The sequence below is a fragment of the Paenibacillus plantarum genome, assembly GCF_013141695.1.
GTDB lineage: Bacteria > Bacillota > Bacilli > Paenibacillales > NBRC-103111 > Paenibacillus_E > Paenibacillus_E plantarum.
This window is the reverse complement of record NZ_WHNY01000004.1, coordinates 142,828-167,836: the sequence shown is the minus strand read 5'-3', so window position 1 is coordinate 167,836 and position 25,009 is coordinate 142,828. Positions and strand designations below refer to the sequence as shown.

General features: G+C 44.9%; 19 protein-coding genes. 16 read left to right on the top strand and 3 right to left on the bottom strand.

Annotated features, from left to right (window positions below):
* Positions 1-3: 3 nt before the first annotated feature.
* On the top strand, positions 4-3,162 hold the full coding sequence (locus GC096_RS00590) for an alpha-mannosidase (RefSeq protein WP_171628362.1): 3,159 nt from the start codon (positions 4-6) through the stop codon (positions 3,160-3,162).
* A gap of 138 nt (positions 3,163-3,300) precedes the next feature.
* Here the strand turns inward: GC096_RS00590 and GC096_RS00585 are convergent, their stop codons facing one another.
* Positions 3,301-3,861, bottom strand: a complete 561-nt coding sequence (locus tag GC096_RS00585; RefSeq protein ID WP_171628361.1) for a helix-turn-helix domain-containing protein — start codon at positions 3,859-3,861, stop codon at positions 3,301-3,303.
* Positions 3,862-4,040: 179 nt separating this feature from the next.
* Here GC096_RS00585 and tdh point away from each other — a divergent pair, with 179 nt between their 5' ends.
* From tdh to GC096_RS00565, 4 genes are all read left to right on the top strand, one after another.
* Positions 4,041-5,129 (top strand): L-threonine 3-dehydrogenase, encoded by a 1,089-nt coding sequence (gene tdh / locus GC096_RS00580; protein WP_171628360.1) that lies wholly within the window; start codon positions 4,041-4,043, stop codon positions 5,127-5,129.
* Positions 5,122-6,303, top strand: coding sequence for a glycine C-acetyltransferase (locus GC096_RS00575; RefSeq protein WP_171628359.1), 1,182 nt, complete (start codon positions 5,122-5,124; stop codon positions 6,301-6,303). Before tdh ends, GC096_RS00575 begins: the two co-directional genes overlap by 8 nt.
* A gap of 188 nt (positions 6,304-6,491) precedes the next feature.
* Positions 6,492-7,532 (top strand): alpha/beta hydrolase family protein, encoded by a 1,041-nt coding sequence (locus GC096_RS00570; protein WP_171628358.1) that lies wholly within the window; start codon positions 6,492-6,494, stop codon positions 7,530-7,532.
* Positions 7,533-7,535: 3 nt separating this feature from the next.
* Positions 7,536-8,534, top strand: coding sequence for a hydroxyacid dehydrogenase (locus GC096_RS00565; protein ID WP_171628357.1), 999 nt, complete (start codon positions 7,536-7,538; stop codon positions 8,532-8,534).
* Between the two features lie 58 nt (positions 8,535-8,592).
* On the opposite strand, the gene GC096_RS00560 is transcribed toward GC096_RS00565, so the two are convergent.
* Entirely contained in the window at positions 8,593-10,836 is a 2,244-nt protein-coding gene (locus tag GC096_RS00560) for an AraC family transcriptional regulator (RefSeq protein ID WP_171628356.1), read from the bottom strand.
* 236 nt (positions 10,837-11,072) lie between these two features.
* On the opposite strand from GC096_RS00560, the gene GC096_RS00555 reads away from it, so the two are divergent.
* From GC096_RS00555 to GC096_RS00500, 11 genes are all read left to right on the top strand, one after another.
* A complete protein-coding gene (locus GC096_RS00555; RefSeq protein ID WP_171628355.1) occupies positions 11,073-11,963 on the top strand; it encodes a carbohydrate ABC transporter permease in 891 nt (296 codons plus the stop codon).
* A 57-nt stretch (positions 11,964-12,020) separates the two neighbouring features.
* Positions 12,021-13,574: an ABC transporter substrate-binding protein gene (locus GC096_RS00550; RefSeq protein WP_171628354.1), complete on the top strand. Its 1,554-nt coding sequence runs from the start codon at positions 12,021-12,023 to the stop codon at positions 13,572-13,574.
* A 78-nt stretch (positions 13,575-13,652) separates the two neighbouring features.
* Positions 13,653-14,573 carry an ABC transporter permease gene (locus GC096_RS00545; RefSeq protein ID WP_171628353.1) on the top strand — a complete coding sequence of 307 codons (921 nt, stop codon included), beginning with the start codon at positions 13,653-13,655 and terminating at the stop codon, positions 14,571-14,573.
* A gap of 309 nt (positions 14,574-14,882) precedes the next feature.
* The gene (gap, locus tag GC096_RS00540) at positions 14,883-15,932 is read left to right on the top strand and encodes a type I glyceraldehyde-3-phosphate dehydrogenase (RefSeq protein WP_246302493.1); all 1,050 of its coding nucleotides are present in this window, start codon (positions 14,883-14,885) and stop codon (positions 15,930-15,932) included.
* 151 nt (positions 15,933-16,083) lie between these two features.
* On the top strand, positions 16,084-18,768 hold the full coding sequence (gene ppdK / locus GC096_RS00530; protein WP_171628350.1) for a pyruvate, phosphate dikinase: 2,685 nt from the start codon (positions 16,084-16,086) through the stop codon (positions 18,766-18,768).
* Positions 18,769-18,815: 47 nt separating this feature from the next.
* On the top strand, positions 18,816-19,424 hold the full coding sequence (locus tag GC096_RS00525) for a helix-turn-helix transcriptional regulator (RefSeq protein ID WP_171628349.1): 609 nt from the start codon (positions 18,816-18,818) through the stop codon (positions 19,422-19,424).
* 13 nt (positions 19,425-19,437) lie between these two features.
* On the top strand, positions 19,438-20,238 hold the full coding sequence (locus GC096_RS00520) for a pyruvate, water dikinase regulatory protein (protein ID WP_171628348.1): 801 nt from the start codon (positions 19,438-19,440) through the stop codon (positions 20,236-20,238).
* Between the two features lie 105 nt (positions 20,239-20,343).
* A complete protein-coding gene (locus tag GC096_RS00515) occupies positions 20,344-21,009 on the top strand; it encodes a GntR family transcriptional regulator (RefSeq protein ID WP_171628347.1) in 666 nt (221 codons plus the stop codon).
* A gap of 20 nt (positions 21,010-21,029) precedes the next feature.
* Positions 21,030-21,791 (top strand): SDR family NAD(P)-dependent oxidoreductase, encoded by a 762-nt coding sequence (locus GC096_RS00510; RefSeq protein WP_171628346.1) that lies wholly within the window; start codon positions 21,030-21,032, stop codon positions 21,789-21,791.
* Positions 21,792-21,816: 25 nt separating this feature from the next.
* Complete coding sequence (locus GC096_RS00505) at positions 21,817-22,914, top strand: mandelate racemase/muconate lactonizing enzyme family protein (protein ID WP_171628345.1); 1,098 nt, start codon at positions 21,817-21,819, stop codon at positions 22,912-22,914.
* A 34-nt stretch (positions 22,915-22,948) separates the two neighbouring features.
* Positions 22,949-23,272: an L-rhamnose mutarotase gene (locus GC096_RS00500; protein ID WP_171628344.1), complete on the top strand. Its 324-nt coding sequence runs from the start codon at positions 22,949-22,951 to the stop codon at positions 23,270-23,272.
* Between the two features lie 109 nt (positions 23,273-23,381).
* Here GC096_RS00500 and GC096_RS00495 read toward each other — a convergent pair whose 3' ends face one another.
* Positions 23,382-24,959, bottom strand: a complete 1,578-nt coding sequence (locus tag GC096_RS00495; protein ID WP_171628343.1) for a HEAT repeat domain-containing protein — start codon at positions 24,957-24,959, stop codon at positions 23,382-23,384.
* Between the last annotated feature and the right edge of the window lie 50 nt (positions 24,960-25,009).

Sequence of the window (25,009 nt, the reverse complement as noted above, 5' to 3'; positions counted from 1 at the left end):
GGCATGTTTTGGATCATGGAAAAGCTGGAGGCAAGACTAAACGAGTTAAGCGGTTACAGGTATCGTGGGGAAAAAACGCTGACACATATTCGCAAGCAGGTAGATCATGAGGGAATAGTGGGAGCTTACCCTTCATGTGAGGGGCAGTGGGAAGAAGTGAGCCTAGGAGATCGTTGGACCGGACGTGATTACTACGTTTGGCTAACGATCGATATTGAGATTCCTTCCGCGTGGGAAGGTCGTAATGTGCTTGGACGATTTAATTTCGGTCAGACTGGAGGAGGCCACAACAGCGGTTTTGAGTCCTTGCTATTTGTGAACGGCAAGCCCTATCAAGGTGTGGATTCCAATCACGAGGAAGTGTTCTTCACTCCCGATTTGATTGGAACGAAGGTAAGCCTTCAATTCCGGCTTTGGTCCGGTTTGAATGGTTATGCTCCTGATGCTCCTATAGAACATACACTGCGCCTCGCGCGTATAGGTTGGTTGGATGAAGCAACTGATGATCTTTTCTTTACTGCTCGCGCAGCTTTAGATACGGTGAGGGGACTAAAAGAGAATTCGCCGGACTATCACGATTTATCGAAGGCGCTAGATCGTGCCTTTCTGCGGATTGATTGGTCCTATCCGGGCTCTGAGGATTTCTATACCTCAATCTCAGAAGCAAGAGATACATTGCAAAGTGAACTAGCGCAGTTAACGAATCGGCACCCCGTAACAGTGCAATGCATAGGTCACACGCATATTGACGTAGCTTGGCTATGGCGCCTAAAGCATACACGTGAAAAGGCTGCTAGATCGTTCTCGACCGTACTCCGTCTGATGGAGCAATACCCGGAATATGTTTTTTTGCAAACCCAGCCGCAGCTTTATGACTATATAAAAACGGATTATCCAGAAATTTACGAACAAATCCGAATGAGGGTGAAAGAGGGACGCTGGGAGGCCGGAGGTGCGATGTGGCTTGAGGCCGATTGCAACCTAACGTCGGGCGAATCAATCGTCAGACAGATGATGTACGGGATGCGTTTCTTCAAAGAAGAATTCGGTGTTGATTGCAAATATTTGTGGCTTCCAGATGTATTCGGTTATAGCTGGGCGCTGCCACAAATTTTGAAGAAATTTGGCATCGATATGTTCATGACGACCAAAATCAGCTGGAACCAATACAATCGAATGCCCCATGACACCTTCCAATGGAGAGGAATTGATGGCAGTGAGGTACTCACTCATTTCATTACAACACCTGACCCAGGTGGTAGTGAGGGTGCCTTCTTCTATACATACAACGGAAAGGTGACGCCTCATTCTGTACAAGGGATTTGGGAAGCTTATCGCAATAAGGAACTTAATCAATCGTTACTGCTTTCCTACGGTTATGGGGATGGTGGAGGCGGCGTGAACCGCGAAATGCTCGAAATGCGACGTAGACTTGAGAATATGCCGGGTGTACCGAAGGTGACGACAGGGCGGGCGGATGCTTATTTTGAACAATTAAAAGAGACGGTCAATCAGACAGATCAATATGTGCACACATGGGATGGAGAGCTTTACTTGGAGCTGCATCGCGGGACTTACACGAGCCAAGCATACAATAAGCGGGCGAATCGCAAGCTGGAGCTTCTATACCGAGAGACAGAATGGTTAAGTGCTTTGAACAGCGTGCTTCGTTCCGATTGGACGGAATATGGACAATCAGATCTTGCCGAAGGTTGGAAAATTATTTTGCGTAATCAGTTTCATGATATTATCCCAGGTTCTTCCATTCGTGAGGTGTATGAAGATTGCAGGCTGGAATATGCGGAAGCATTCGAGCTTGGTCATCGTGTATGGCATCGTGCAGCAGAAGCCATGGCTGATCCAAAGAGTGAACTTGACGGTATCAAGAGCTACTTGGTATTCAACAGCGCCCTTTGGGATCGTGATGGGGTTGTATCTCTGTCAAGCGATTCATTGCCCGCGACGGGTTTATGGACCGACCAAGAAGGCGTGAAGCTCAACGCAACCCATTCGGGTGATCAGTGGTTGATCCCTGTTAGACAAATTCCGTCTATGGGTTACTCTACCATTTATTATTCGACGAGCCCTGCTGCTCTTCAAGATGATCATAAAGATATTTTCGAACATGGTGATGACTGGATGTCGACTCCTTTTTACAAGCTTGAGTGGAATTCCGCCGGTCACCTCACACGGATTTATGACAAGCGTGAGAACCGTGAAGTGCTCGCTGAAGGAGAAGCCGGCAATGTGTTTCAAGTGTTCGAGGATAAGCCGAAGGGGCGTCATGAAGCTTGGGATATTGATTTGTTTTATCAGCAAAAAATGCGCGTGATCGGAGATCTCCAATCGGTTCGTCTAGTCGAAAGCGGCCCGTTTCGTGCTATCCTTTGTTTCGAGTGGCTTTATGGGAGATCGACCATTACACAACAGATGATCGTATATGCCGACAGCCGAAGAATCGACTTCGATACGAAGGTAGATTGGCAGGAGCGACGTCAGCTGCTTAAAGTAGCCTTCCCTGTGAAGGTGCGCAGTACGGAAGCCACCTTTGACATTCAATTTGGTAACGTGAAGCGGCCAACGCATTGGAATACGAGCTGGGATTACGCGCGTTATGAGACAGTGGGCCAACAGTGGGCTGATTTGTCAGAACGCGGTTATGGAGTCAGTTTGCTTAATGATTGTAAATATGGCTATGACATTAAAGACCATGTTATGCGCTTAACGCTAATTAAATCGGCGATGGTTCCAGACCCAACGGCAGATTTAGGTGAGCATTTGTTCACCTATGCCTTATTTCCGCATCGAGGAGATTGGCTTGAAGGCGGCACCGCCCAGGCTGCTTGGGATTTAAATAATCCGCTTCGGGTTGCGCCAGGAACTGCTCATTCCAGGGAGGCTTTGTCCCTGTTCAAAGCTAAGGGTGGACATGTGATGGTGGACGCTGTGAAGAAGGCAGAGGACCAAGATGTACTGATCCTGCGTCTTCATGAATATTCGGGTGCGCGCAATGAGATTGTTCTGGAAAGCGCAATGAAGATCATTTCTTGGCAAGAATGCGACCTGATGGAGCGGCCAATAGAGGAGCCTAACTATGGGGAAGAGCTTCGTTTTGAAATTAAACCTTACGAAATTAAAACATTTATTATTGTAGTCCTTTGATGAATATATGTGAGATAAACCCTTGAAACCGAGGGATCGGATAGTAGCCTGTCATAGTGAATACTTACATATGTCAAAGAGCTTCTACACGGCAGAACAATCTGCCTGTAGAAGCTCTTTCTTTTCTCCAGAATCCCCTTACAAAGGATAACAAATGATCGTGTTATACCTTGTTTTCTCATCTGCGATGTTCTCATAAACATGGGGCTGATCGGCGGAAAAGTGAATGGCGTCTCCGGCCTTCAACTCGTAGGTTTCATCCTGAATACGGAGTCGAAGTGCACCGCTGATCATCAAAATGTATTCTTCCACGCCATCATAATGAGCTTCTGAGGCATGGGTACAGCCGACTTCAATTTCAACGGTGTAGATTTCAAATTGTTTTTTCTGCTCAAAGGGAACGATAGGGAATGCTCGATATTTCCCATCCTCCTCTAGAAAAGGTTCTATTTCATCGAGCTGGATATGGGTCACCTTGGGGACATTGTCCTCGATGAGCGAAGTAAAGGAGATGTGAAGTCCATTTACGATTTTCCACAATATCGAAATTGTTGGATTGGAATCACCGCGCTCGATCTGACCGAGCATCGCCTTGCTGACGCCTGTTAATTCTGCGACCTGATCCAGACTGAGTGATCTTGTTTTGCGTATATTTTGAAGGTTTTTTCCGATCTTCTTATGAATTTGCTCCTGATCCATTGATTTCTCCTCTTCCTACAAGTACCTCAAGTATAAACCCAATTTAGCATAGTTGCGAAATATTTTCAAACAGATATGTACAATATACCATCCGTATGTATAATATATTGTATATGCAAGATAACGCACAAAAAGTCATTATAGTAAACTTTATTCTTATTAATAAGGGGGCATACAACATGAGAGAGACGATGATCGGACTTGTAAAAGAGGTTCGTGGACCTGGTGCGGTTTTACGTGAAGTTCCGATACCACGCTGTGGGCCTGACGAAGTGCTGGTTAAAGTAAAAGCTACCTCGATTTGCGGGACAGATGTCCATATCTATAAATGGGATGATTGGGCGGAAAGCGCAGTCGTAACACCGAATGTATTCGGTCATGAATTCGCTGGCGTGGTCGAAGAGATAGGATGCCAAGTGACCAATGTGAAAGTCGGAGATCATGTATCAGCAGAAGGCCATATCGTATGCGGTGTATGTAAGGCTTGCCGAACCGGCAACGCCCATGTCTGCCCGAATACGGTTAGCTTCGGGATTACAGCGCCAGGCTGTTTTACGGAATATGCGGTCGTTAAGGCATCGAACGTCATTCACAACAGGCCGGATATGCCGTTCGAGCTGGCCTGTTTGCAAGACCCGTTAGGAAATGCGGTGCAGACCGTATTGTCGGGAGAAATCGTGGGGAAGTCGGTCGTCGTCATCGGAACTGGGCCCATCGGGTTGATGGCGGTTGCCGTTGCCAAAGCGAGCGGCGCAGGCGTTGTGATCGCTGTTGACATTAATCCGTATCGCTTGTCACTTGCGAAGCAGATGGGTGCTGACTATACCATTAATAGCCGAGAGGAATCTATGGTAGCAGCTATTCGAGCCTATACCGATGGTGAAGGTGCTGAAGTTGTTCTAGAAATGTCAGGATTTCCCGATGCGATTCGTGGAGGTTTTGAAGCAGCGGCTTCTGCCGCACGAGTATCCTTACTCGGTATTCCTACACAAGAAGTGCCGCTTGATTTATCACGCCATATTATTTTCAAAGGCTTACGTATTGAAGGGATTACCGGTCGGCGTATGTACCAGACTTGGTATCAGTTGAAAGGTTTGCTAGATCAGAAACGAATCGATTTGAAACCGCTTATCACTCACACATTCTCACTGCAAGATTATGAGAAAGCCTTTGAACTGATGATATCAGGGCAATGCGGTAAAATCGTTTTTTTACATGACACGGAAATGAAATTACCCTTAATGAAGGAGTGTGCGATTCATGGCTAATTGGAACACATTGGAGAAAGAACTGGAGCAATTGCAAAAGGAGGGCCGTTACCGTCCACTGACCGTATGGGAGAGTGGTTCTGGTGCATGGATGACATTGAAGGGGCGTTCGGTACTGCAAATGTCCTCTAACAATTATTTAGGACTTACCGATCATCCTGACATGAAGGAAGCAGCTATTCGTGCGGTTGAGAAATATGGGGTTGGCAGCGGATCGGTACGAACAATCACGGGGACGCTTGATATCCATGATCAACTTGAACATGAGCTTGCCAAATTTAAGGGAACCGAAGCGGCGCTTGTATTTCAATCCGGCTTTACGGCGAACCAAGGTGTTCTAGCTTCGCTGCTTGGACCTGATGATGTCGTAATTAGTGACGAGTTAAATCACGCCAGCATTATTGACGGGATTCGGTTAACGAAAGCGCAGCGGAAAGTATTTGCCCATAAAGACATGGATCAATTGGAAGCAGCGTTAAAAGAGAGTGCTGGATTTCAGAAGCGTATTGTTGTGACGGACGGCGTTTTTAGCATGGATGGAGATATCGCCCCGCTGCCAACTATTGTGGCACTTGCTGAGAAATATGATGCCTTTGTCTATGTAGACGATGCCCATGCGAGCGGTGTACTTGGTAAGAACGGTAAGGGATCGACGGATCATTTTGGTTTACACGGTCGCGTGCACATTCAGATCGGCACCCTTTCGAAGGCGGTTGGTGCTGTTGGGGGATACGTAGCTTGTGAGCAAGTGGTCAAAGACTACCTGATCCATAAAGCGCGTCCTTTCTTGTTCAGTACATCTCAAACACCGGCGGTAGCAGCTACTTGTCTCTCGGCCATTCAAGTATTGCAACAAAGCAGCGATCTCATCGCTAAGCTTTGGGAGAACGCTGCCTATTTCCGCTCGAAGGTGCAAGCACTCGGCTTCGACACAGGAGCAAGCGAGACGCCAATTATTCCTGTTATCGTGGGGAATCCGGCAAAGACGATGCAGTTTTCTGATTTGCTCCTGCAAGAAGGTGTCTATGCCCAAGGAATCGTCTATCCGACGGTAGCCATGGACAAAGGTCGCGTGCGTTTCATTGTCACGGCTCAGCATACACGGGAAGATCTTGATTTCGCGCTGCATGCGCTGCATAAAGCGGGGAAACAGCTCAATCTTTCCATGAATTAAGCTGTGGAGACCTTTTTGAAGTAAAAAGTGGACAGTTGAACAGATTAGTATAGTATTTTACATGAAAAACTTCAGTTCTTTCTACAAATTGTGAAGTATACGGGAGAATGGCGGTTCGACTACTATGAAATTAGGTAACCAGTCGTCCTGTGTTATATTCCATTTTGAAAGAAAGAAGGGATTCAATTTTGGCCTATATCTTATCCCAAATGAACCAAATGGGCATTCCACCGCTGTTGAATGGAATTGCGAGTGATGAACAATGGGCAGAAAAACTGTCTGGCATTCGTCGAACCTGGCTTTCGTACATTGGTGAACTGCCTGCCAGGGTACCTGTCCGAGTGCAAGTCAATTCCCAGAGCAAGCAATCAAGCCATACTAGGCTTCATGTCGAATATGATACGGTTTATGGGGATAAAATTACCGCGTACCTGCTTATTCCAGATGACCATGGATCCAATCGTTCGATGAAAGAGGGATACCCGGCTGTTCTTGCGCTCCATTCGACACATGAGCAAGGGAAAGAATTTATTGCCCTTTCTACTGGCGGGAAAAATCGCTTGTATGCTCTCGAATTGGTGGAGCGCGGCTATGTGGTGCTGGTCCCCGATGCACTGACAGCCGGTGAACGGATTTATCCGAGCAGAGCGGCATTTGATAGTACTCCTTTTTATGAAGAGTATCCGGAGTGGTCAACAGTAGCCAAGAATATAACAGATCACATGCAAGGCATTGATGTACTATGCGCGTTGGATTATGTGAATCCGCGCGCTATCGGAGCGATCGGACATTCGTTTGGCGCTTATAACGCTTATTTTCTGGCAGGTATAGATGATCGGATTAAAGCAGTTGTATCCAGCTGCGGGTTCAGTCCGTTTACTGGCGATCCGCATCCGGAGCATTGGGGCTTTCGGTCTTATCCTTACACGCATATCCCGAAAGTTTCTGCGGATTTGCAGCAGGATCGGATTCCCTTTGAATTTCACGAGATTGTGGCTTTGTGCGCCCCGACGCCGTTTTTCAGCTACGCGGGACAGGACGATCATATATTTCCGCATTGGAAATCGGTTGGGGAAGGGAAGCTGGAGCTTTCGAAGCTTTACCGATGGTTGGGCAAAGAAGACTGCTTTCAGTCCTATATGGGGACGGGCGGACATGATTTTCCAAAGGAGCTACGGATGTTAGCCTACCGGTTCCTTGATCAATGGTTGATGAAGGAAGGCGAGTAACGGATGAAACCGCTCAAGATTGTCATGCTTCAGGATGTCGCCTATACGGAGCGTATTTTTAAGCCTGAACATGTGAAGCAAATTCAGCGTCATGGCACTTTAAGTATCAATTCCCGTAAAGGTCCGCCTACGCCGGAAGAAGTCGCGGAGCTGATCGAGGGAGCGGATATCGCCATCACTTCATGGGACTGTCCGCCTTTCGAGGCTGCCATCCTCGACCGCTGTCCGGATCTGAAGCTGATCGCTCATGCGGCCGGCACGGTCAAGCCACTGATGAGCCTGGATGTCATCTCGCGCGGGATTCGCGTCAGCAGCGCGAACCAAGCTTTGGCGCGCGGAGTGGCGGAAACGACGCTTGGCCTGACTATCGTATCGTTGAAAAACATCTGGCAGCTTGCCCGCAACACGCGGGATGGCGAATGGAATAAGCAGCGTGAGCTGGTGAGAGAACTGTACGAAATAACTGTCGGTGTCATCGGCGCAGGTTTGTCTGGTAGATATTACATTCACTTGCTGCAGCAGTTCGAAGTGCAAGTGTTGGTGTATGATCCATTCTTATCCGCTAGTCAGATCCAAGAGATGGGAGCGGTCAAAGTGGAGTTGGACCAACTGCTTCAACAAGCCGATGTCGTCTCGATCCATGCGCCTTCGATTCCAGAAACGAATCATTTGATGAACGAAAGGACACTCCGGCTGATGAAGGACGATGCGATCCTCATTAATACGGCAAGGGGGTCGCTCATTGATGAGGAAGCGCTGGTCGCGGAATTGCGTCAAGGAAGGCTATGGGCCTGCCTTGACGTCACGCAGCCTGAACCGCCAGACGTCCAACATCCGTTCCGTTCGCTGCCTAATGTTACACTGATCCCGCACATTGCTGGAGCGACCAACAACGGCCTGCATCGGCTTGGCAGCTTTATCGCTCGTGAAATCGATCTCTTCGTTCAGCACAGTCCGCTCTTGGGCGAAGTGAAACTATCCGGGCTTCATTCGATGGCTTAATGGTTATAGAACACAAGAAGGCTTACGCTTGCATCATGCTTGCGTAAGCCTTCTTGTGTTAATTTCCGTTATTTCGATATTCGGCTGGCGTAATACCTGTATATTTTTTGAAAACTTTATAGAAATAGGTGCTGTTATTATAACCGGTCTTCTGCGAGATTTCCTCAATGGGAGCATGCGTGGAGAGAAGAAGTTCCTTTGCTCGCTCTATTCGGAATTCGTTCAAATAATCGGGAATCGACTGGTTGGCGAGCTTTTTGAAAATGCGCCCCAGATAGGCAGGAGATAAGTCGAGGATCTCCGCAATTTTAAATAAGGATAATTCCCGGTCGGCGTAATTCTGATGAATGATGTTATCAATGGATGCGATTAGGTTATCGTGTTTTGAGCTTTTCTTGTCTTTGAAGCCTAGACAAAGCTGATCGATCAATTCGCAGAAATGATTGTGAACATCTTGAAGCGTCTCCAGCTTATGCATGTGATGGATAAAGGAACTGAAATCGTAATCCATGGGGATACCCGTATTCTTATCCATTTGGAGTGCCGTCGTACTGAGCGAGAAAGCCAACTGATTAAATAACATGTTATACACGATATAGGATGGCGGGTCGACGGCACGTACAATCTCACCGAACCATTTCTTAGATTCTTCCGCTTTGCCAAGCTTAAGCGTCTCCAACATGTTGTTTTCAAGTCCAGCGGGATGGATGTACGGCGTGAGCGCTTGCGGACGATGCTGATGGCTATGCAACATACAGCGATAACCGTCGGTAAATTTGTATTTCAACTGTTGCAGGGCTTCTAGATATAAGTCTGATATCTCAATTAGGCTATCGCCCGTTCTGCTAATGGAGGCGGACAGCGAGATACCGAGGAATTGCTCGGCAGCGTCTTGCACGTTTTTTACGGTATTCATCCATGCGTGATCACTTTGGAAGCTGCCATTCAGAAGAACCGCAATGGTCTTCTCATCGATATCAATGCACTCGCAGATGCCGATTTGTGAAAACAGTTCAGAAGCGATGTTCATCATGCCGTATTTGAGCAGCACGCGGTCTTCAAAGTGATATTGCTTGGAAAATGAATCGAATCGGTCGATCACGAAAAGAACAATGATAAAATCACTTGTCGGATCCATCGCGATATCGAACTCACTGAGTTGGGTTTCGATATCTAGTGGTTTCCTAAACCCGCTATTATGAACAAGCTGACGCAAGAAATTTTGCTTTAACTTATCGTGATTATTGCGTTTTTCCTTCAACAATGTATTTAATTTGGATGTGACTTTCTCAATCGGCTTGTATAGCGTTCTGGATAAGAAGAAGGAAATGCTCAGTCCGACTAAAAGAATGACTAAACAGATCCAAAGAACGGTTTTCTTGATCGTTTCAACTTTCCCCATAATGGTGTCATAAGGCAATACCCGGATGAAAAGCCAGTTGGTAAATTCATGTTTGGAATACACAACTAACGATTTTACACCCTCTACATCATCGACAAAATAATCGGAAGCTTGATTGGCGGAAGCAGTCATTATTTTTTGTACATAAGGCTTATCCTTCAGATCTGCCAGGAAAGGCATTGAATCGGTACTGGTTACCAGGGTGCCTTTGCTATCAATGATAAACGTTGACCCATTTTTGTTCATATCAAGGCTTGTAATGGCGTCCTTCATCCATCGCTCGGGTACATTAAGCATAATCATATTGTCGAGGTCCTTGGACTGGCCTTGCAGATCATAGAAGACGAACGTATACACATTGGCCATTTTGACTTCCTGAAAAGGGGTTTGAACCGGTATTGCCCGGGGAATAGGGGCTAACCGTTTGTAATTTGTGAAATGCTCCACCAACATGCGCGCGTCGGCATCGTAGAAATCATCGAGGCTCTGAACGGTATTGACGGAGGACAAGGTGGCAGAGTAAACCGTTTTGGAGTTTTTGCTGTACAGATAAATGGAATGGATGAAATAGTTCATATTCAAATAAGCATTTAAGCGATTTAAAGCGGCATTCGTTTCCACATTACCTGGGGATGTATAGTGAAGGAGCTTATCGAGCAGCGGATCGGCGTATATTTGCAGCGCGTAGTTAGTCGAATTTTCAATCATCGATTTGGCGCTGTAGCTCGTCTGGGACAAGCTGCTTTTCTCCGAAGCATAGATGTTCGATAAGGCGATCTTCTCGAAGCTCGTGTAGAGTGCAGAGGACAAGGTTACGATGGTGAGGATGATGCAAACGATGAGCGAAAGAAAGATGTTGGCGTAAAGCTTATTGGATGTGCGAGCCGCTGTGAGTTTCATCGTAATGTCCATGCTCCTTCGTTATTCGGGATCGTTGCCATTATTATAATGAATATTTAGTAAACAGGTAAGAGCACGTACAAAAAGTGTAAGGCTGAACAAATTCGTTTAGTTGCATTTCACAAAAAAATGGAGACTTTTCACCGGTTTGTGAAGTATACGGGGGACTTGATCGTAGTCTACTATGGAATTAGGAAACCGGTTGTCCTAAACAAAGCGAATTGATGGAGGGCTGCATGGAGAGTAAGCATTCTGTAGAGAAATATGTGTTCCAAATCATCGGCTATTTCTTCATATCACTGTTCGCAGTCATGTGTTTGATTCCATTCCTAATGATCGTCATAGGCTCATTCACGGAGGAATCCCAAATTATTAGAAAAGGATATAGCCTCATTCCTAACAAGCTTTCATTCGATGCCTACGCATTTATTTTTAAAAATCCGAAGCAGATCGTATCCGCCTATCAAATTACGTTAATCGTTACAATCGTCGGTACATTAGTCGGGTTGTTCCTAACAGCGATGACAGCTTATGTGCTGCAGCGAAAAGATTTCAAGTACCGAAATGTATTCGCTTTCTATTTCTTCTTTACTACCTTATTTTCAGGTGGACTTGTGCCATGGTACATTATGATCGTCAAGTATTTAGGATGGAAGGATTCGCTATTGGCCTTAGTTGTACCTGCCTTATTAAACGTGTTTTATATCATTATCATGAGAAGCTTCATTAGCTCGACGATTCCAGATGCCATTAGCGAATCGGCCAAGATCGATGGTGCTGGCGATTTCCGTATCTTCTTCTCCATGATACTTCCGCTGACTAAGCCGGCTCTGGCTACGATTGGCTTGTTCATCGGGCTTAATTATTGGAACGATTGGTATCATGCAACCTTGTTCATCAACAAAGAAAATCTGTACCCGCTGCAGTATTTTCTCTATAGAATCTTGAGCAGTATCGCCTTTGCCAACTCATCCGTGGCTTCGCAAGGCTCTGTCGTCATGGATACGCCGAAAGAATCGTTTAAGCTCGCCATGACAGTCATCGCAACAGGACCGATCGTTCTTCTGTATCCTTTTGTTCAAAAGTATTTCGTTCAAGGTATTACGATAGGCTCCGTCAAAGGATGACGCCGGCTGCGGCCGTTGATCATAGATGAGTGAATCACTAAAGGGGAGGATTTATCGATGAAATATGTAAAGACACTGATGACAGTCAGCTTAGCGGCAGTCATGCTTATGGTAGGATGTTCGACAAACTCAAGCCAAGGAACGGCATCACCTAATCCAACGGCAGGCTCGAATACGGCAGCAGCATCGAACAAACCGGACATTTCTAAAGAAGTGAAGTTGAAAATGTACCTGATCGGGGATCAGCCCAAGGACATCGGGCTAGTCTATGACGAAGTCAATAAGATGCTAAAACGTGATATTAATGCAACTGTCGAGCCTATTTTCCTCTCTTGGGGAGATTATCTGCAGAAGTATCCTCTTCTGTTCGCTACAGGTGAAGATTTCGATTTGGTTTTCTCAGCAAACTGGATCAAATATGGCGAGCAAGCAGTTAAGGGGGCATTCCTTGAGCTTACGCCGAATCTGTTAAATAGAAATGCACCGCAGACGATGAAGGAAATGCCGAAAGAAGCCTGGGAGCAGGCGAAGGTACAGAATAAAATTTATATGGTTCCTGCCTCGACCAAAGATTTCTCTATGGCCGTTGTCGGTGTCAGAGGCGATTTGAGAGCGAAGTACAACATCCCTGAGTTGAAAACGATCAATGATTTTGAGAAGTACCTTGAAGCCATTTCCAAAAATGAACCGAACATGGTGCCTTTCGATGAAGGCATTAATGCTTATACGATGTACGACTTCATGGTTGGAACTGAATTAACACCTAAGCTCATTATTGGTAATTCGCTCGTTTCTGTGGACTTAAAAGATAAGTCTGGCAAATTGATTGATATCGCGCAAACGCCGCAATATTTGGAATTTGCGAAGAAAATGGCCGATTGGAATAAAAAAGGCTACTGGTCCCAGAATGCTCTGCTGAATAAGACGCCAATCAAAGATTCGTTTCTTGCTGGCAAAAGTGCTGCGATGGCCGGAAACATTCAGGATATGAGTCTCGGTGTAACGGCAGCGAATCAGAAACATCCAGAATGGAAAGTTGAGCTGTTTGATCTATACAACGGCAAGGCAACCTATGTGAATCCGTATATTGGAAATGGAATGTCGATCAATGCCAACTCCAAAAACCCAGAGAGAGCGTTGATGCTGCTCGATTTGTTCCGGAACAACGAGGACTATTTTAACCTGACGACTTATGGCATTAAGGGCAAGCATTACGAGCTAACGGCGGACAAAAAAATACAGGCGCTAGGCGGAACGGATTCCGGTTACAAGATCGACTCCGGTTCGCCTTGGGGCTGGCGAACAGAAGGATTGATTAAACCGCTTGCGGACGAACCGAAGGAAGTTGCAGCCATTAAGGCTGCATGGACGAAAACCGCGATTACGAATCCGCTGCTCAACTTTGTGTTTGATACAACGAATGTGAAGAATGAATTGGCAGCGATCAAAAACGTCAAGGATCAATATCGGAATCCGATTACGCTCGGTGTCGTGAATGATCCAGCAGATGCTGTAAAGACGCTCAACACCAAAGATAAAGAAGCGGGTCTAGATAAAGTGATCACAGAAGCACAGAAACAGCTGGACGACTATGTAAAGAATAATAAATAACGTTGGTGAAAGGATGAGAGAGGCTGCGGTCATCAAGCAACAGTCTCTCTCTTTTTTATTCCATAGGAGGACAACCGTATGCATACGAAAGGTTTTCTAGGCGATTTGCGAAGGAATCGCACACTATATCTGATGATTTTACCAGCGTTTTTATTTTTTCTGATCTTCTGTTATTTCCCCATGGCGGGAATGGTCGTTGCCTTTAAGTCTTATTCCTATAAGGATGGTATTTTTGGAAGTCCATGGGTTGGTTTCGCTAATTTTGAATTCTTTTTCAATTCAGGGAAAGCTTTTCTTGTAACGAAAAATACGGTCGTGTACAACTTCTTATTCATGATTGTGAATAACCTGCTCGAAATGAGCATTGCGATTGTATTATTCGAGTTGGCAGGTAAATACGTCAAGAAATTTTTGCAGTCGGTCATCTTTTTGCCTTATTTCATCTCGTGGGTTGTAGCGGGAGCTATTGTCTATAATTTTCTCAATTATGAGTTCGGCGCGGTGAATACGTTCTTGAAGTCGTTAGGCTTCAACCCTGTAAACTTTTATAATAATCCGAGTTTGTGGCCTTATATTCTTGTCTTTTTTAGCGCATGGAAGTCGGTAGGGTATGGAACCGTTATCTACCTTGCGAGTATTGCAGGCATTGACTCGGAAATGTACGAAGCGTCCAAAATTGATGGAGCGAATGTGCTTCAGCGGATTGTCCATATTACGATCCCATCCATCATTCCGACCATGATTGTTCTGCTGCTGCTGAAGGTCAGTCAAATCGCAAGAGGGGACTTCGGCTTGTTCTACCAGCTGATCGGCGATAATGGACTCTTATATGATAAAACCGATATCATCGACACGTTCTCCTTTCGGGCACTCCTTGATTTGCAGGAATTCGGCATGGCTGCGGCTGTAGGCTTATATCAGTCCGTCCTTTGCTTCCTCATTATTGTGTTTACCAATGAATCTGTGAAACGAATCAAGAAAGAAAGCGCCTTATTCTAAGAAAAGGAGCGTTGAGCGTGAGGGGGGATGCTCGACAGTAGGAAAAGTTAGCATGAAAGGAAGGGCTGGATAGCGAGTGTCGTCTATGAGCAAGAGACCTTGCGGAAGTGGATGGACGAAATAAGATGACGCAGGACTACTGCGTCTTTTTGTATTTCTTTAATGTGATACATTATATAGTGGTATTGACCTATGGATATCTATATAATACGTTATATATAAATAGTTAAATTATATATTGTGTCATTAATAATAAGATGTTATATTTATGACACACTAAATAATGGATTGAGATTGGGGGGCTTAGAGTTGAGAGTGGGCATAAGTGGAACAGGTAGAATCGGAAGGCTTTGTATTCGCAAAGCATTCACAGAAAAGCAGCTGGATTATGAGGTATTAGTAATCAATTCTACCAGCCCCATTGATGTGCTTGCGCATCTGTTGAAGTATGACTCGGTTCATGGCACTTGGGGAGCGAATATTGAGGTTCTAAATGACAATTTAATCGCAATTAACGGTGAACAGATTTTCGTTACCTGTGAATACGAACCTGATTTACTGCCATGGAGGGAATATGGTGTTGAATTGGTTGTAGATGCAACTGGAAAGTTCAATCACAGGCATGGTGCTGAACGGCACATATTTGCTGGAGCAAAAAGGGTAGTCATAACTGCACCTGGAACGAACATGGATCTGACAGTTGTCATGGGCGTGAATGAAGAAAGATATAATCCGAAAGAGCATAGGTTAATCTCTGCAGCTTCTTGTACAACGAATTGTATCGCACCCATACTACATATTCTGGATGAAGCTTTTCGGATCAAGCAAGGTTGGATGACAACGGTGCACGCTTATACGAATGATCAAAATCATATGGATAACCCCCATAAAGACCTTCGTAGGGCCCGAGCTTGTACGAATTCTATTATTCCTACTTCAAGCGGAGTAGGGAAAGCACTTGTGGATGTCATTCCTCATCTGGCATCCCACATACAAGGCGTTTCCCTTCGTGTGCCGACACAGGACGTTTCACTTTTGGACCTTCAAGTTGTAGTCGGCCGTGATGTAAAAGTGGATGAAGTTAAACTTGCGATTAAACAAGCGATTGAAGGTCAAATTGGATCCTATGTCGACTACAATGAATTGCCGCTCGTATCTGTAGATTATATAGGAAATGAGAAATCTGCGGTTATCGACGGACTCAGCATTATGGTGCAGGAAGACCAAATCAAGTTGCTTGCTTGGTATGACAATGAATGGGGTTATGCAAACCGAGTCATCGATTTAGTATCCTTTATCTCTCGCGAGAACAGGACGCAACCAAAGGGGGAAACGAGATGTCTAACACAAACCATGTAGAATTAGCGGCTATTCACCGTTTTGATTTGGGTATCCTGATCTGCAAATCGTGTAATGAAGTGATTGCTACGTTACCAACTGATGGGTATAAAAAATTCTATGGCTTGTGTAAGAATATGACGTGTATCGAAAAAAATAAGGAGGCTAACAAATGAAGACTCAGAAACAAGTGCTGCTGTTCCAAGAGGGAGACGCTTCAATGAAAACGTTACTAGGAGGAAAAGGGGCCAATTTGGCAGAGATGACACGTGCTGGCCTTCCTGTTCCTCCGGGATTTACGATTACGACAGAAGCTTGTTTAACTTTTTTTAAGGTGGGAAATAAGATCTCAGATGAGTTGCTTGATCAGATTTCAGCAGCGCTCAAAGAGCTTGAGAAACAAAAAGGACAACTGTTCGGGGAGGCTACAAACCCCCTTTTGGTTTCTGTGCGATCGGGTTCTGTAAGTTCGATGCCAGGTATGATGGATACCATATTAAATCTTGGACTTAATGATCTCACCGTACAAGGCCTGGCAGCTCTTACAAGTAATGAAACATTTGCATACGATTGCTACCGTCGCTTGATGCAGATGTTTGGAAACGTGGTTCTGGGCATTGAATCCTACCATTTCGAACAGCTATTGCATCGCTTGAAAGAGGAAGAAGGTGCAGAGCATGATCAAGATATGTCGGCCGTCGGTTGGAAGCTTCTCGTTGAGGATTACAAGAAGTGTATTGTGGCCAAAACGGGTCGTGCTTTCCCGCAGGATGTCTATGAGCAATTGAGAATGGCGATAGAGGCTGTGTTCAAGTCATGGAACAACCCACGGGCTCAAATTTACCGTAAAATAAATCGGATTCCAGATGATCAAGGGACAGCAGTCAATATTCAAAGTATGGTTTTTGGTAATAAGGGAGGGAATTGTGGCACAGGCGTTGTTTTTACAAGAAATCCATCTACAGGTGAGAATACATTTTTCGGTGAATATCTCATTAATGCGCAGGGCGAAGATGTTGTAGCAGGTATAAGGACTCCGCTTGCGATAGCTGCTTTGAAGGAAGAGATGCCGGAGATTTACGAGCAATTATTTGCGGCTTCCAAGCAGCTTGAGAAGCATTACAAAGACATGCAGGATATCGAATTTACGGTTGAAAATAATAAGCTTTACTTGCTGCAAACACGTAATGGGAAGAGAAATGCCCAAGCTGCTCTGAAAATTGCGGTCGATTTGGTCCATGAAGGATTATTGTCAAAGCAGGAAGCAATTGGACGTATAGAAGTGTCTCATCTTGATCAGCTCTTGCACAGAGGAATTGATGAAGAGGCCATTAAGGATGTACTGGCAAAAGGACTTCCAGCTTCACCGGGTGCTGCGGTTGGACAGCTTGTATTTGATGCTGACACTGCGGCAGAGTGGAACCGTGCTGGTAAGACAGTCATTCTGGCAAGAAATGAAACGACTCCTGAAGATATCCATGGCGTGATTGCCTCGGAAGGCATTCTTACAAGCCGTGGCGGGATGACAAGCCATGCAGCTGTAGTAGCAAGAGGAATGGGGAAGCCATGCGTATGCGGCTGTGAAGAAGTCCGAATCATGCTAGATGATAAGCAGATGACGGCTGGAGGCAGGATCATGGAAGAAGGAGATTGGATTACACTCGATGGTGCAACCGGGCGTGTCATTCTAGGTGCCATGCCCTTACGAGAAGCCAAAATGACGGATGAGCTTCTCATTATACTCAATTGGGCGGATGAAATTCGAACACTGAAAGTTTACGCCAATGCAGACAATCCCGAAGATGCCAAAATCGCCAGGTTATTAGGTGCTCAGGGAATCGGATTATGCCGAACAGAGCATATGTTTTTCTCTCCTACTCGCTTGCCTGTCGTTCAACAAATGATCCTAGCGGATACGAAGGAGAAAAGAATGCAGGCGCTTGCGCAGCTGCTTCCCATGCAGCAATCCGATTTTGAAGGCATGTTCGAAGAAATGAACGGTCTTCCAGTAACGATCAGATTGCTGGATCCGCCTTTGCATGAGTTTTTGCCAAACCTCGAGGATCTACAAAAAAGACATATACAGTTGACCTATGAGTTAGATGGGACCGATTCGGAACGGGAAGAAACTGCTGATCTTCTGCGTAAGGTACAAGCGCTCCATGAGACGAACCCCATGCTCGGACAGCGTGGATGCAGACTGGGCATTGTATTTCCAGAGATTTATGATATGCAGATTGAGGCTATTTTCCGTGCGGCTTCTAAGTGTATGAACAAAGGGATTCGAGTTATTCCTGAGATTATGATTCCGCTGGTTGGCCATGTGAATGAACTTAAAGTATTAAGAGAGCTTGTTGATTTCGTTGCCGAACAGGTGTTGGGAAATGACAAATTTAGAGAATGCCCCTACAAGGTAGGGACGATGATCGAGGTACCACGTGCCGCGCTTACTGCTCGTCAAATTGTGGCGTATGCGGATTTTTTCTCCTTTGGCACTAATGACTTGACACAGATGACATATGGGTACAGTCGTGATGATGCGGAAGGGAAATTTCTAACTCATTATGTCGATCGCAAACTTCTTCCACATAACCCTTTTCAGGTATTAGATACAGAAGGGGTCGGACAATTAATTGAGATAGCCGTGAATGGAGGGCGTTCCATAAAGCCTTCTCTCAAAACAGGAATTTGCGGTGAGCATGGCGGTGATAAAGAATCGATTTTCTTTTGTCATTTGACGGGACTAGACTATGTGAGTTGTTCCCCATTCCGCATTCCTTTGGCACGAATAGCTGCTGCACAAGCATTCATCCTACATGGTAATCCTAGTGAAATAAAAATAACTCAAGTAGTTTAATACGAAAGTCTAGGGAGGGGTAGACGATACAACTTACATCCCGTCAAATGGAGATCATTGGAATTGTTAAGAAGCACGCTCCGATAACAGGAGAAAGCCTTGCAGAATTGATCGGAATCGCTCGTCCAACTATTCGTTCTGATCTTTCCTTACTTGTGATGCTTGGTTATTTAGACGCAAAGCCCAAGGTGGGTTATTTCCTCGGTGCGACACTTGAACGAGAGGAAGTTGCTTATAAGAAGCTAGATGATATCTTGGTCAAGGATGTTATGGGGTTACCTATCGTCCTAATGGAAAAAGCTACGGTGAATGATGCCGTAGTTACTTTGTTTCTGGAGAATGTCGGAACCCTGATGGTTGTGAGTGATAAACAGGCGTTAGTGGGTATTGTTTCAAGAAAAGATTTGTTAAAAATAACACTAGGTAATGCGGGTGCTCCTACAATGCCAATTAGTCTTGTGATGACTAGACATCCGAACATCGTGACAATAAACTTGAATGATCATGTCCTGGATGCAGCTCGTAAAATGATTTTTCATCAAATAGACAGTCTGCCTGTTATGAGAACGGACGTTGTGCTTGACCATGAAGAAATTATCGGACGAATAACGAAGACAACCATAACCAAATTACTTTTGGATCTAGCTACGAATTAGGAGGTAAGCAAGGATGGAAGAGAAAGTTCAAACGATATTCGTTTGTTCGGATTCGGTTGGGGAAACTGCGAATACGGTCGTTCAAGCGACAATTCGTCAGTTTAATACTAGCCAGGTTTATGTAAAACGGTTCGGATCTATGCGTTCGGAAGAAGACATTCGAAATATGATGGAAGAAGCTTCGCGAATAGGAAGTTTTGTTGTCTACACGCTCGTTCTTCCGGAATTAAGAGAGATGATGCGACAAGAAGCGATACGCCTAAATGTGATTAGCATAGATATCTTAGGTCCTGTTATGCAAGCTTTTATTGATACCTATAAAGATTCACCTAAAAAGAAAGCCGGATTGCTGCATCAAATGGACGAAGACTATTATAAAAGAGTGGAAGCCATTGAGTTCGCTGTCAAAAGTGATGATGGTAAAGATACGAGTGCTTTGAAACAAGCACATATTGTTCTTCTCGGCGTTTCTAGGACATCGAAAACACCACTAAGCATTTTCTTGGCTCACAAAGGTTATAAAGTTGCCAACTATCCGTTAGTACCAGAAGTAAAGCCGCCGCTGAACTTGTTGACGAACAACAAAAGCAAATTAGTTGGCTTGACGATGAGCGCCGATCAACTAGTTAAGATCCGTACAGAACGGCTGAAAGCAGTAGGTCTGCCATTTGGCGCTAAATATTCAGCATTAGAGAGGGTTGTAGAAGAATTGGAATATGCGTACGGGATGTATAAACAGCTTGGATGTATGGTGATAGATGTTACTGAGAAAGCCATTGAGGAGACAGCTGGGATTATATTGGACGCAATGTAAGGATCTATGATGGCAGGAGAGTGCCTATCTGCACAAACTGCCTCTTTATTTTAAATCATAAATCATGTATGATACATGATATAAAACAAAGAGCAGGTGATGGATTTGAAAAAGAGCTTAAATCGTTCTGTAATAACGGATGAAATCTATACGTTGCTGAAGGAACAAATCATCAACCATGACATACCTTCTGGTGAAAAAATTAACATCGATCAGCTAGCTCGTGATCTTGAAGTGAGTAACATTCCTATTCGTGAAGCACTCACTCGTTTGATGGCAGAAGAACTGGTGTATACGGTGCCTTTTAAAGGCATGTATGTCGCACAAATTTCTCTGCAAGAGTTGGATGAAATGTTCGAAATTCGCAAAGAGTTGGAATCATTAGCGATTCGAAAAGCAGTTTCCCAAATTCCCGAAGATCGATTGGTTCATTTGGAACAGGAAATGAGCAGATGGTCGACAAGCCAACCCGTTAACGATAATGAAAAAATGAATGTCATTGCGGAGATGAACCAGAGTTTGCATGGTTTAATTCTCGACTATTGTGATAACCAATCGCTAAAGGGCTTGATCAATATGTATATTGATCGCATTCAAAGATACTCGTCTCTTTTTCAAAAGGGGATGGAACAGCAATTATTGCAAGACGAATGGGATGAGCACATGTTAGTCGTACGAGGTTTAGTGATAAGAGATGCTGTGATAGCGGAAGAAGCTTTGCTCAAGCATCTACAGAATTCTCACTTAAGGACGAGAAGCTTCATTCAATAAAAATGGAGGGTGTCATACCCATGAATCTATTAGGAAAGACAGCGATTGTTACTGGGGGAAGCTCAGGAATTGGTGAGTCCATTGTACGTTTGTTCGCCGCAAATGGTGCCAATGTGGTCATTGCGGATTGGAACGAGCAAGAAGGAGTTCGATTGGCGGACGATTTGACATCGTCTGGGTATCACGTGGCAGCGGTGAAAGCGGACGTTTCCAAGGAAATGGATGTTAGCGCACTTATCCAAGGAACCTTACACAGGTTTGGTCAGTTAGACATACTTGTCAACAATGCAGCGGTTATTTTGCCTAAGTTTCTTGAGGATGTTGAAGAAGAGGAGTGGGATCGTCTCTTTGCTATTAATATGAAGAGCGTTTATCTGATGGTGAAGCATTCCTTACCCTATTTGAAGGCGAGTCGTGGGGCAATTGTCAACATGGCTTCCCTCAATGGTTTGGTCGGGCAACAGATGAATCCTGTGTATGCTGCTACCAAAGGCGGACTTATCGCATTAACGAAATCGCTCGCATTGGATTATGCGTCTAATGGCATTCGGGTCAATTGTATTTGTCCAGCCGGTGTTTCTACACCACTCTTGCAGTCGTGGATTCAAGAACAAGCTGACCCGCATGCAACCATTCAGGCACTGAATGATATGCATCCTATAGGTCGACCTGCAACCTCAGAAGAGATTGCCCAAGCAGCACTGTTTCTTGCAAGTCCGCAATCCGGTTTCATTACAGGTGTTGCACTACCCGTCGATGGCGGCGCTTCACTTGGTTACTAATACATTCATTAGGGAGATGTGAACGATGAAAATTACAAAAGTAGAAAGCTTTGTTCTGCACGTACCGATTACCCCTCCGATTACGGACGCTATTAATGTGGCTACTCACTGGGGATTAGCTGGTGTTCGAATTTTTACAGATGAAGGCTTTGTTGGATACGGTTACACAGGCACTTGTGCCCATGGCGACGATATGATTGTGGATACCATTGATAAATATTATGCACCTCTTTTGATAGGAAAAGACCCGTTTATGGTAAGGGAATTATGGAATGACATGCGTTTTGGTAAAATGCATTGGATTGGCCGATCCGGCGTGACGCATATGGCGCTTGCAGCTGTGGATATTGCCATTTGGGATATTATGGCGAAAGCATCGAATAAGCCACTTTGGCAGTACCTTGGGGGAGCTACATCTCAACCAATTAAAGCCTACAATACCAACGGTGGCTGGTTGAATTGGTCCAAGGACCGTTTGCTTAAGGATGTAACGGAGATTGTTGAACAAGGCTTTACCGGTGTCAAAATTAAAGTAGGAAAGCCCGATCCACGCGAGGATTACGATCGTTGTAAGGCGGTTCGTAAGGCGATCGGCGACGATGTGATTTTCATGATTGACGTTAACCAACAATGGAATATCAATACGGCAATGACGTGGGGCAAGAAGCTGGAAGAATTCGATCTATTCTGGTTGGAGGAACCACTTAACCCAGATGATATTATGGGGCATAAGAAGCTAGCTGATGAACTGAATGTTCCGATCGCACTAGGGGAGCACGTGTATAATAAATATGCCTTCCGAGATTATATTCATCAAGGTGCAATCGAATATTGCCAAGTGGACGTTACCCGTGTTGGCGGTATTACAGAATGGCTGCAAGTGGCAGGCTTAGCGGCAGCTTATGATGTGCCGATTTGTCCGCACGTTGGTGATATGGGCCAAATCCATCAGCATCTCGTAGCTTCTACGCAAAATGCCATTATGCTTGAGTATATCCCATGGATCAGACATATCTTTGAAGAACCAGCTACAGTGAAGAATGGGCACTATGTGTTGCCGCAAATGCCTGGCGCTTCGACAACCATTCTTCCACGTTATTTTGAAGAATATCGGATTCGCTAACAATAGTAAGCTTACATAGATAGGAGGTGCGGATATGTTACGTAATGGTAGTGTAATTAGAGTCAAGCCTGAGAAGCTGGATGAATATAAAAACCTGCATGCCGATGCATGGCCAGACGTTCTCAACATGATCCATACATGTAACATTCGTAATTATTCTATTTATTATAAGGATGGCTACCTCTTTAGCTATTTCGAATATATTGGCGAAGATTACGAACAAGATATGGCGAGAATGGCACAGGATCCAACCACGCAAGAATGGTGGAAGTTGTGTGAGCCATGTCAAGAACCGCTGGAGTCGCGCCAAGCTGGCGAATGGTGGGCGTCGATGGAGGAAGTGTTTCATACGGATTAGTAATGTAAGATTCGTAGTGGTCTTATTATAGAACCAGATATATAGGGTAACACAAGAGCAAGAAAAGCTAAATGCTGTTCTTGCTCTTGTGTTTATTTTACTTTTTTGTCTAGAATGTACTAACTTTGCTCGTATCTGGACACCAGCGAGAAGAGCGGTAATAGCGGATTAAGATATCTACGGCTTCCGCTGTACGCAGATGGGTGAGTGCTTCCGCTGCATAAGCTCTGACGTAACGGTCCTTGCTATAAAGAGCTTCTGCCAAAGAATTGACAGCTTCACTTACATCTCCAAGATGACCGGTACGAAGTAGTGACAGTGCCGCAGTATATCCAATCTTATTCGTAATGTAACGCTGAGAGCCCACATAAGACGTTCTCGATGCTTGAATACTCGAATCTGAAGTATCGTCAGTCTCACTTCTTAAGGAATCCTTCAGAACTTTAGCTAACGCCGAAACAATGGATTCATCAGCATTTTTAATCATACCTAGTGCTTCGACCGCATTTCGGCGAACCCATTCGCTTTCATCTTGTAAACTTGAGATTAGTGCGGATATAGCTTCACCTGTGGAAGATCCAATCATCCCAAGTACGAATGCTGCTAATGCCCTGCGCTTTTCATCTTCATGCTTCATAACACGGAGCAGATCAGGAATTGCCTCAATACCAGCTGCTTGCAAGCCATATGCTGCTCGTTCCGCAATAAGGGTTGAGCCTTCTGTGAGATGACTGATTAAGGTATGAATACCTTGTGTTTCAAGGTGTCCAAGCGCATAGCTTGCATTTAAAGCTGTGGTTTCGACCGGATCATTTAATAGAATACCTAGCGAAGAAGCGCAAGAAGAAGCTGCTGCTCCTAACTGGCCCAATTCGTCAGCGGCTCTTCCACGAATGGTAGGGTCTTCAGACGTAAGGTTTTGCTGTAATGACAACAATCCCTTCTCGGTGGTACTGTTGTTATCTTGCTTTATTATTCGTTCACCGCGAAGCCAATCCCAGACGTCCTGCCATAAATTTAAGTGGATAGCCGGTGTTCCTTCCGGTACAATCATCTGCTTGTTTTGATGATTCCAGGTTGGAAACTCCGGTGCACGCAATCTAAGGAATTGAAACTTAAGCATATATCGATCTAATTGTGATACATTAAGCGATGCTCTATGCCATAAGTCAAAATGCACGAGCACCATAGTACCTGCTTTACCTGTAGGTAACAGAGTTTCACCCTGCGCGTCGATAAATTTTTCGTAATATTGCGTTCCTGGCATGATCGCAGTAGGGCCTAAATCTTCTGTTATATCGTGGGTGTAGTAGAACATCATTGCCCACCACGGACGGTGGCTCCGCATAGAAGACCAATAGCCATCTTTGTGCCATTGTCCGCCCCCAGGAGTTTCATTTCCAGGTTGATTGTAATGACAGTGGCGATGAGGATGCATGTAATAATCAGGACCTAGTACACTGCTTAAAGCGCCCTTGACGGTCGGCGTATCGAACAGTTGTTGAATGTCTGGGACGCGTGGCAGAATGTTGTTTCCTGGATTTCCCTCATTGTGCATCACATGATTAATCTGGTTCATAATGCTTTGATGAAGCTGATTAGGTAATTCGTTCTGAAGAACAAGATAGCCTTTCGTTATAAAGTGTAACATTTGCTCATCCGTCAACAAGTAATTGGAGTCTATCATTCTAAACCCTCCTAGATAATGTCGTCTTCACTTAAAAATACTACAAGATT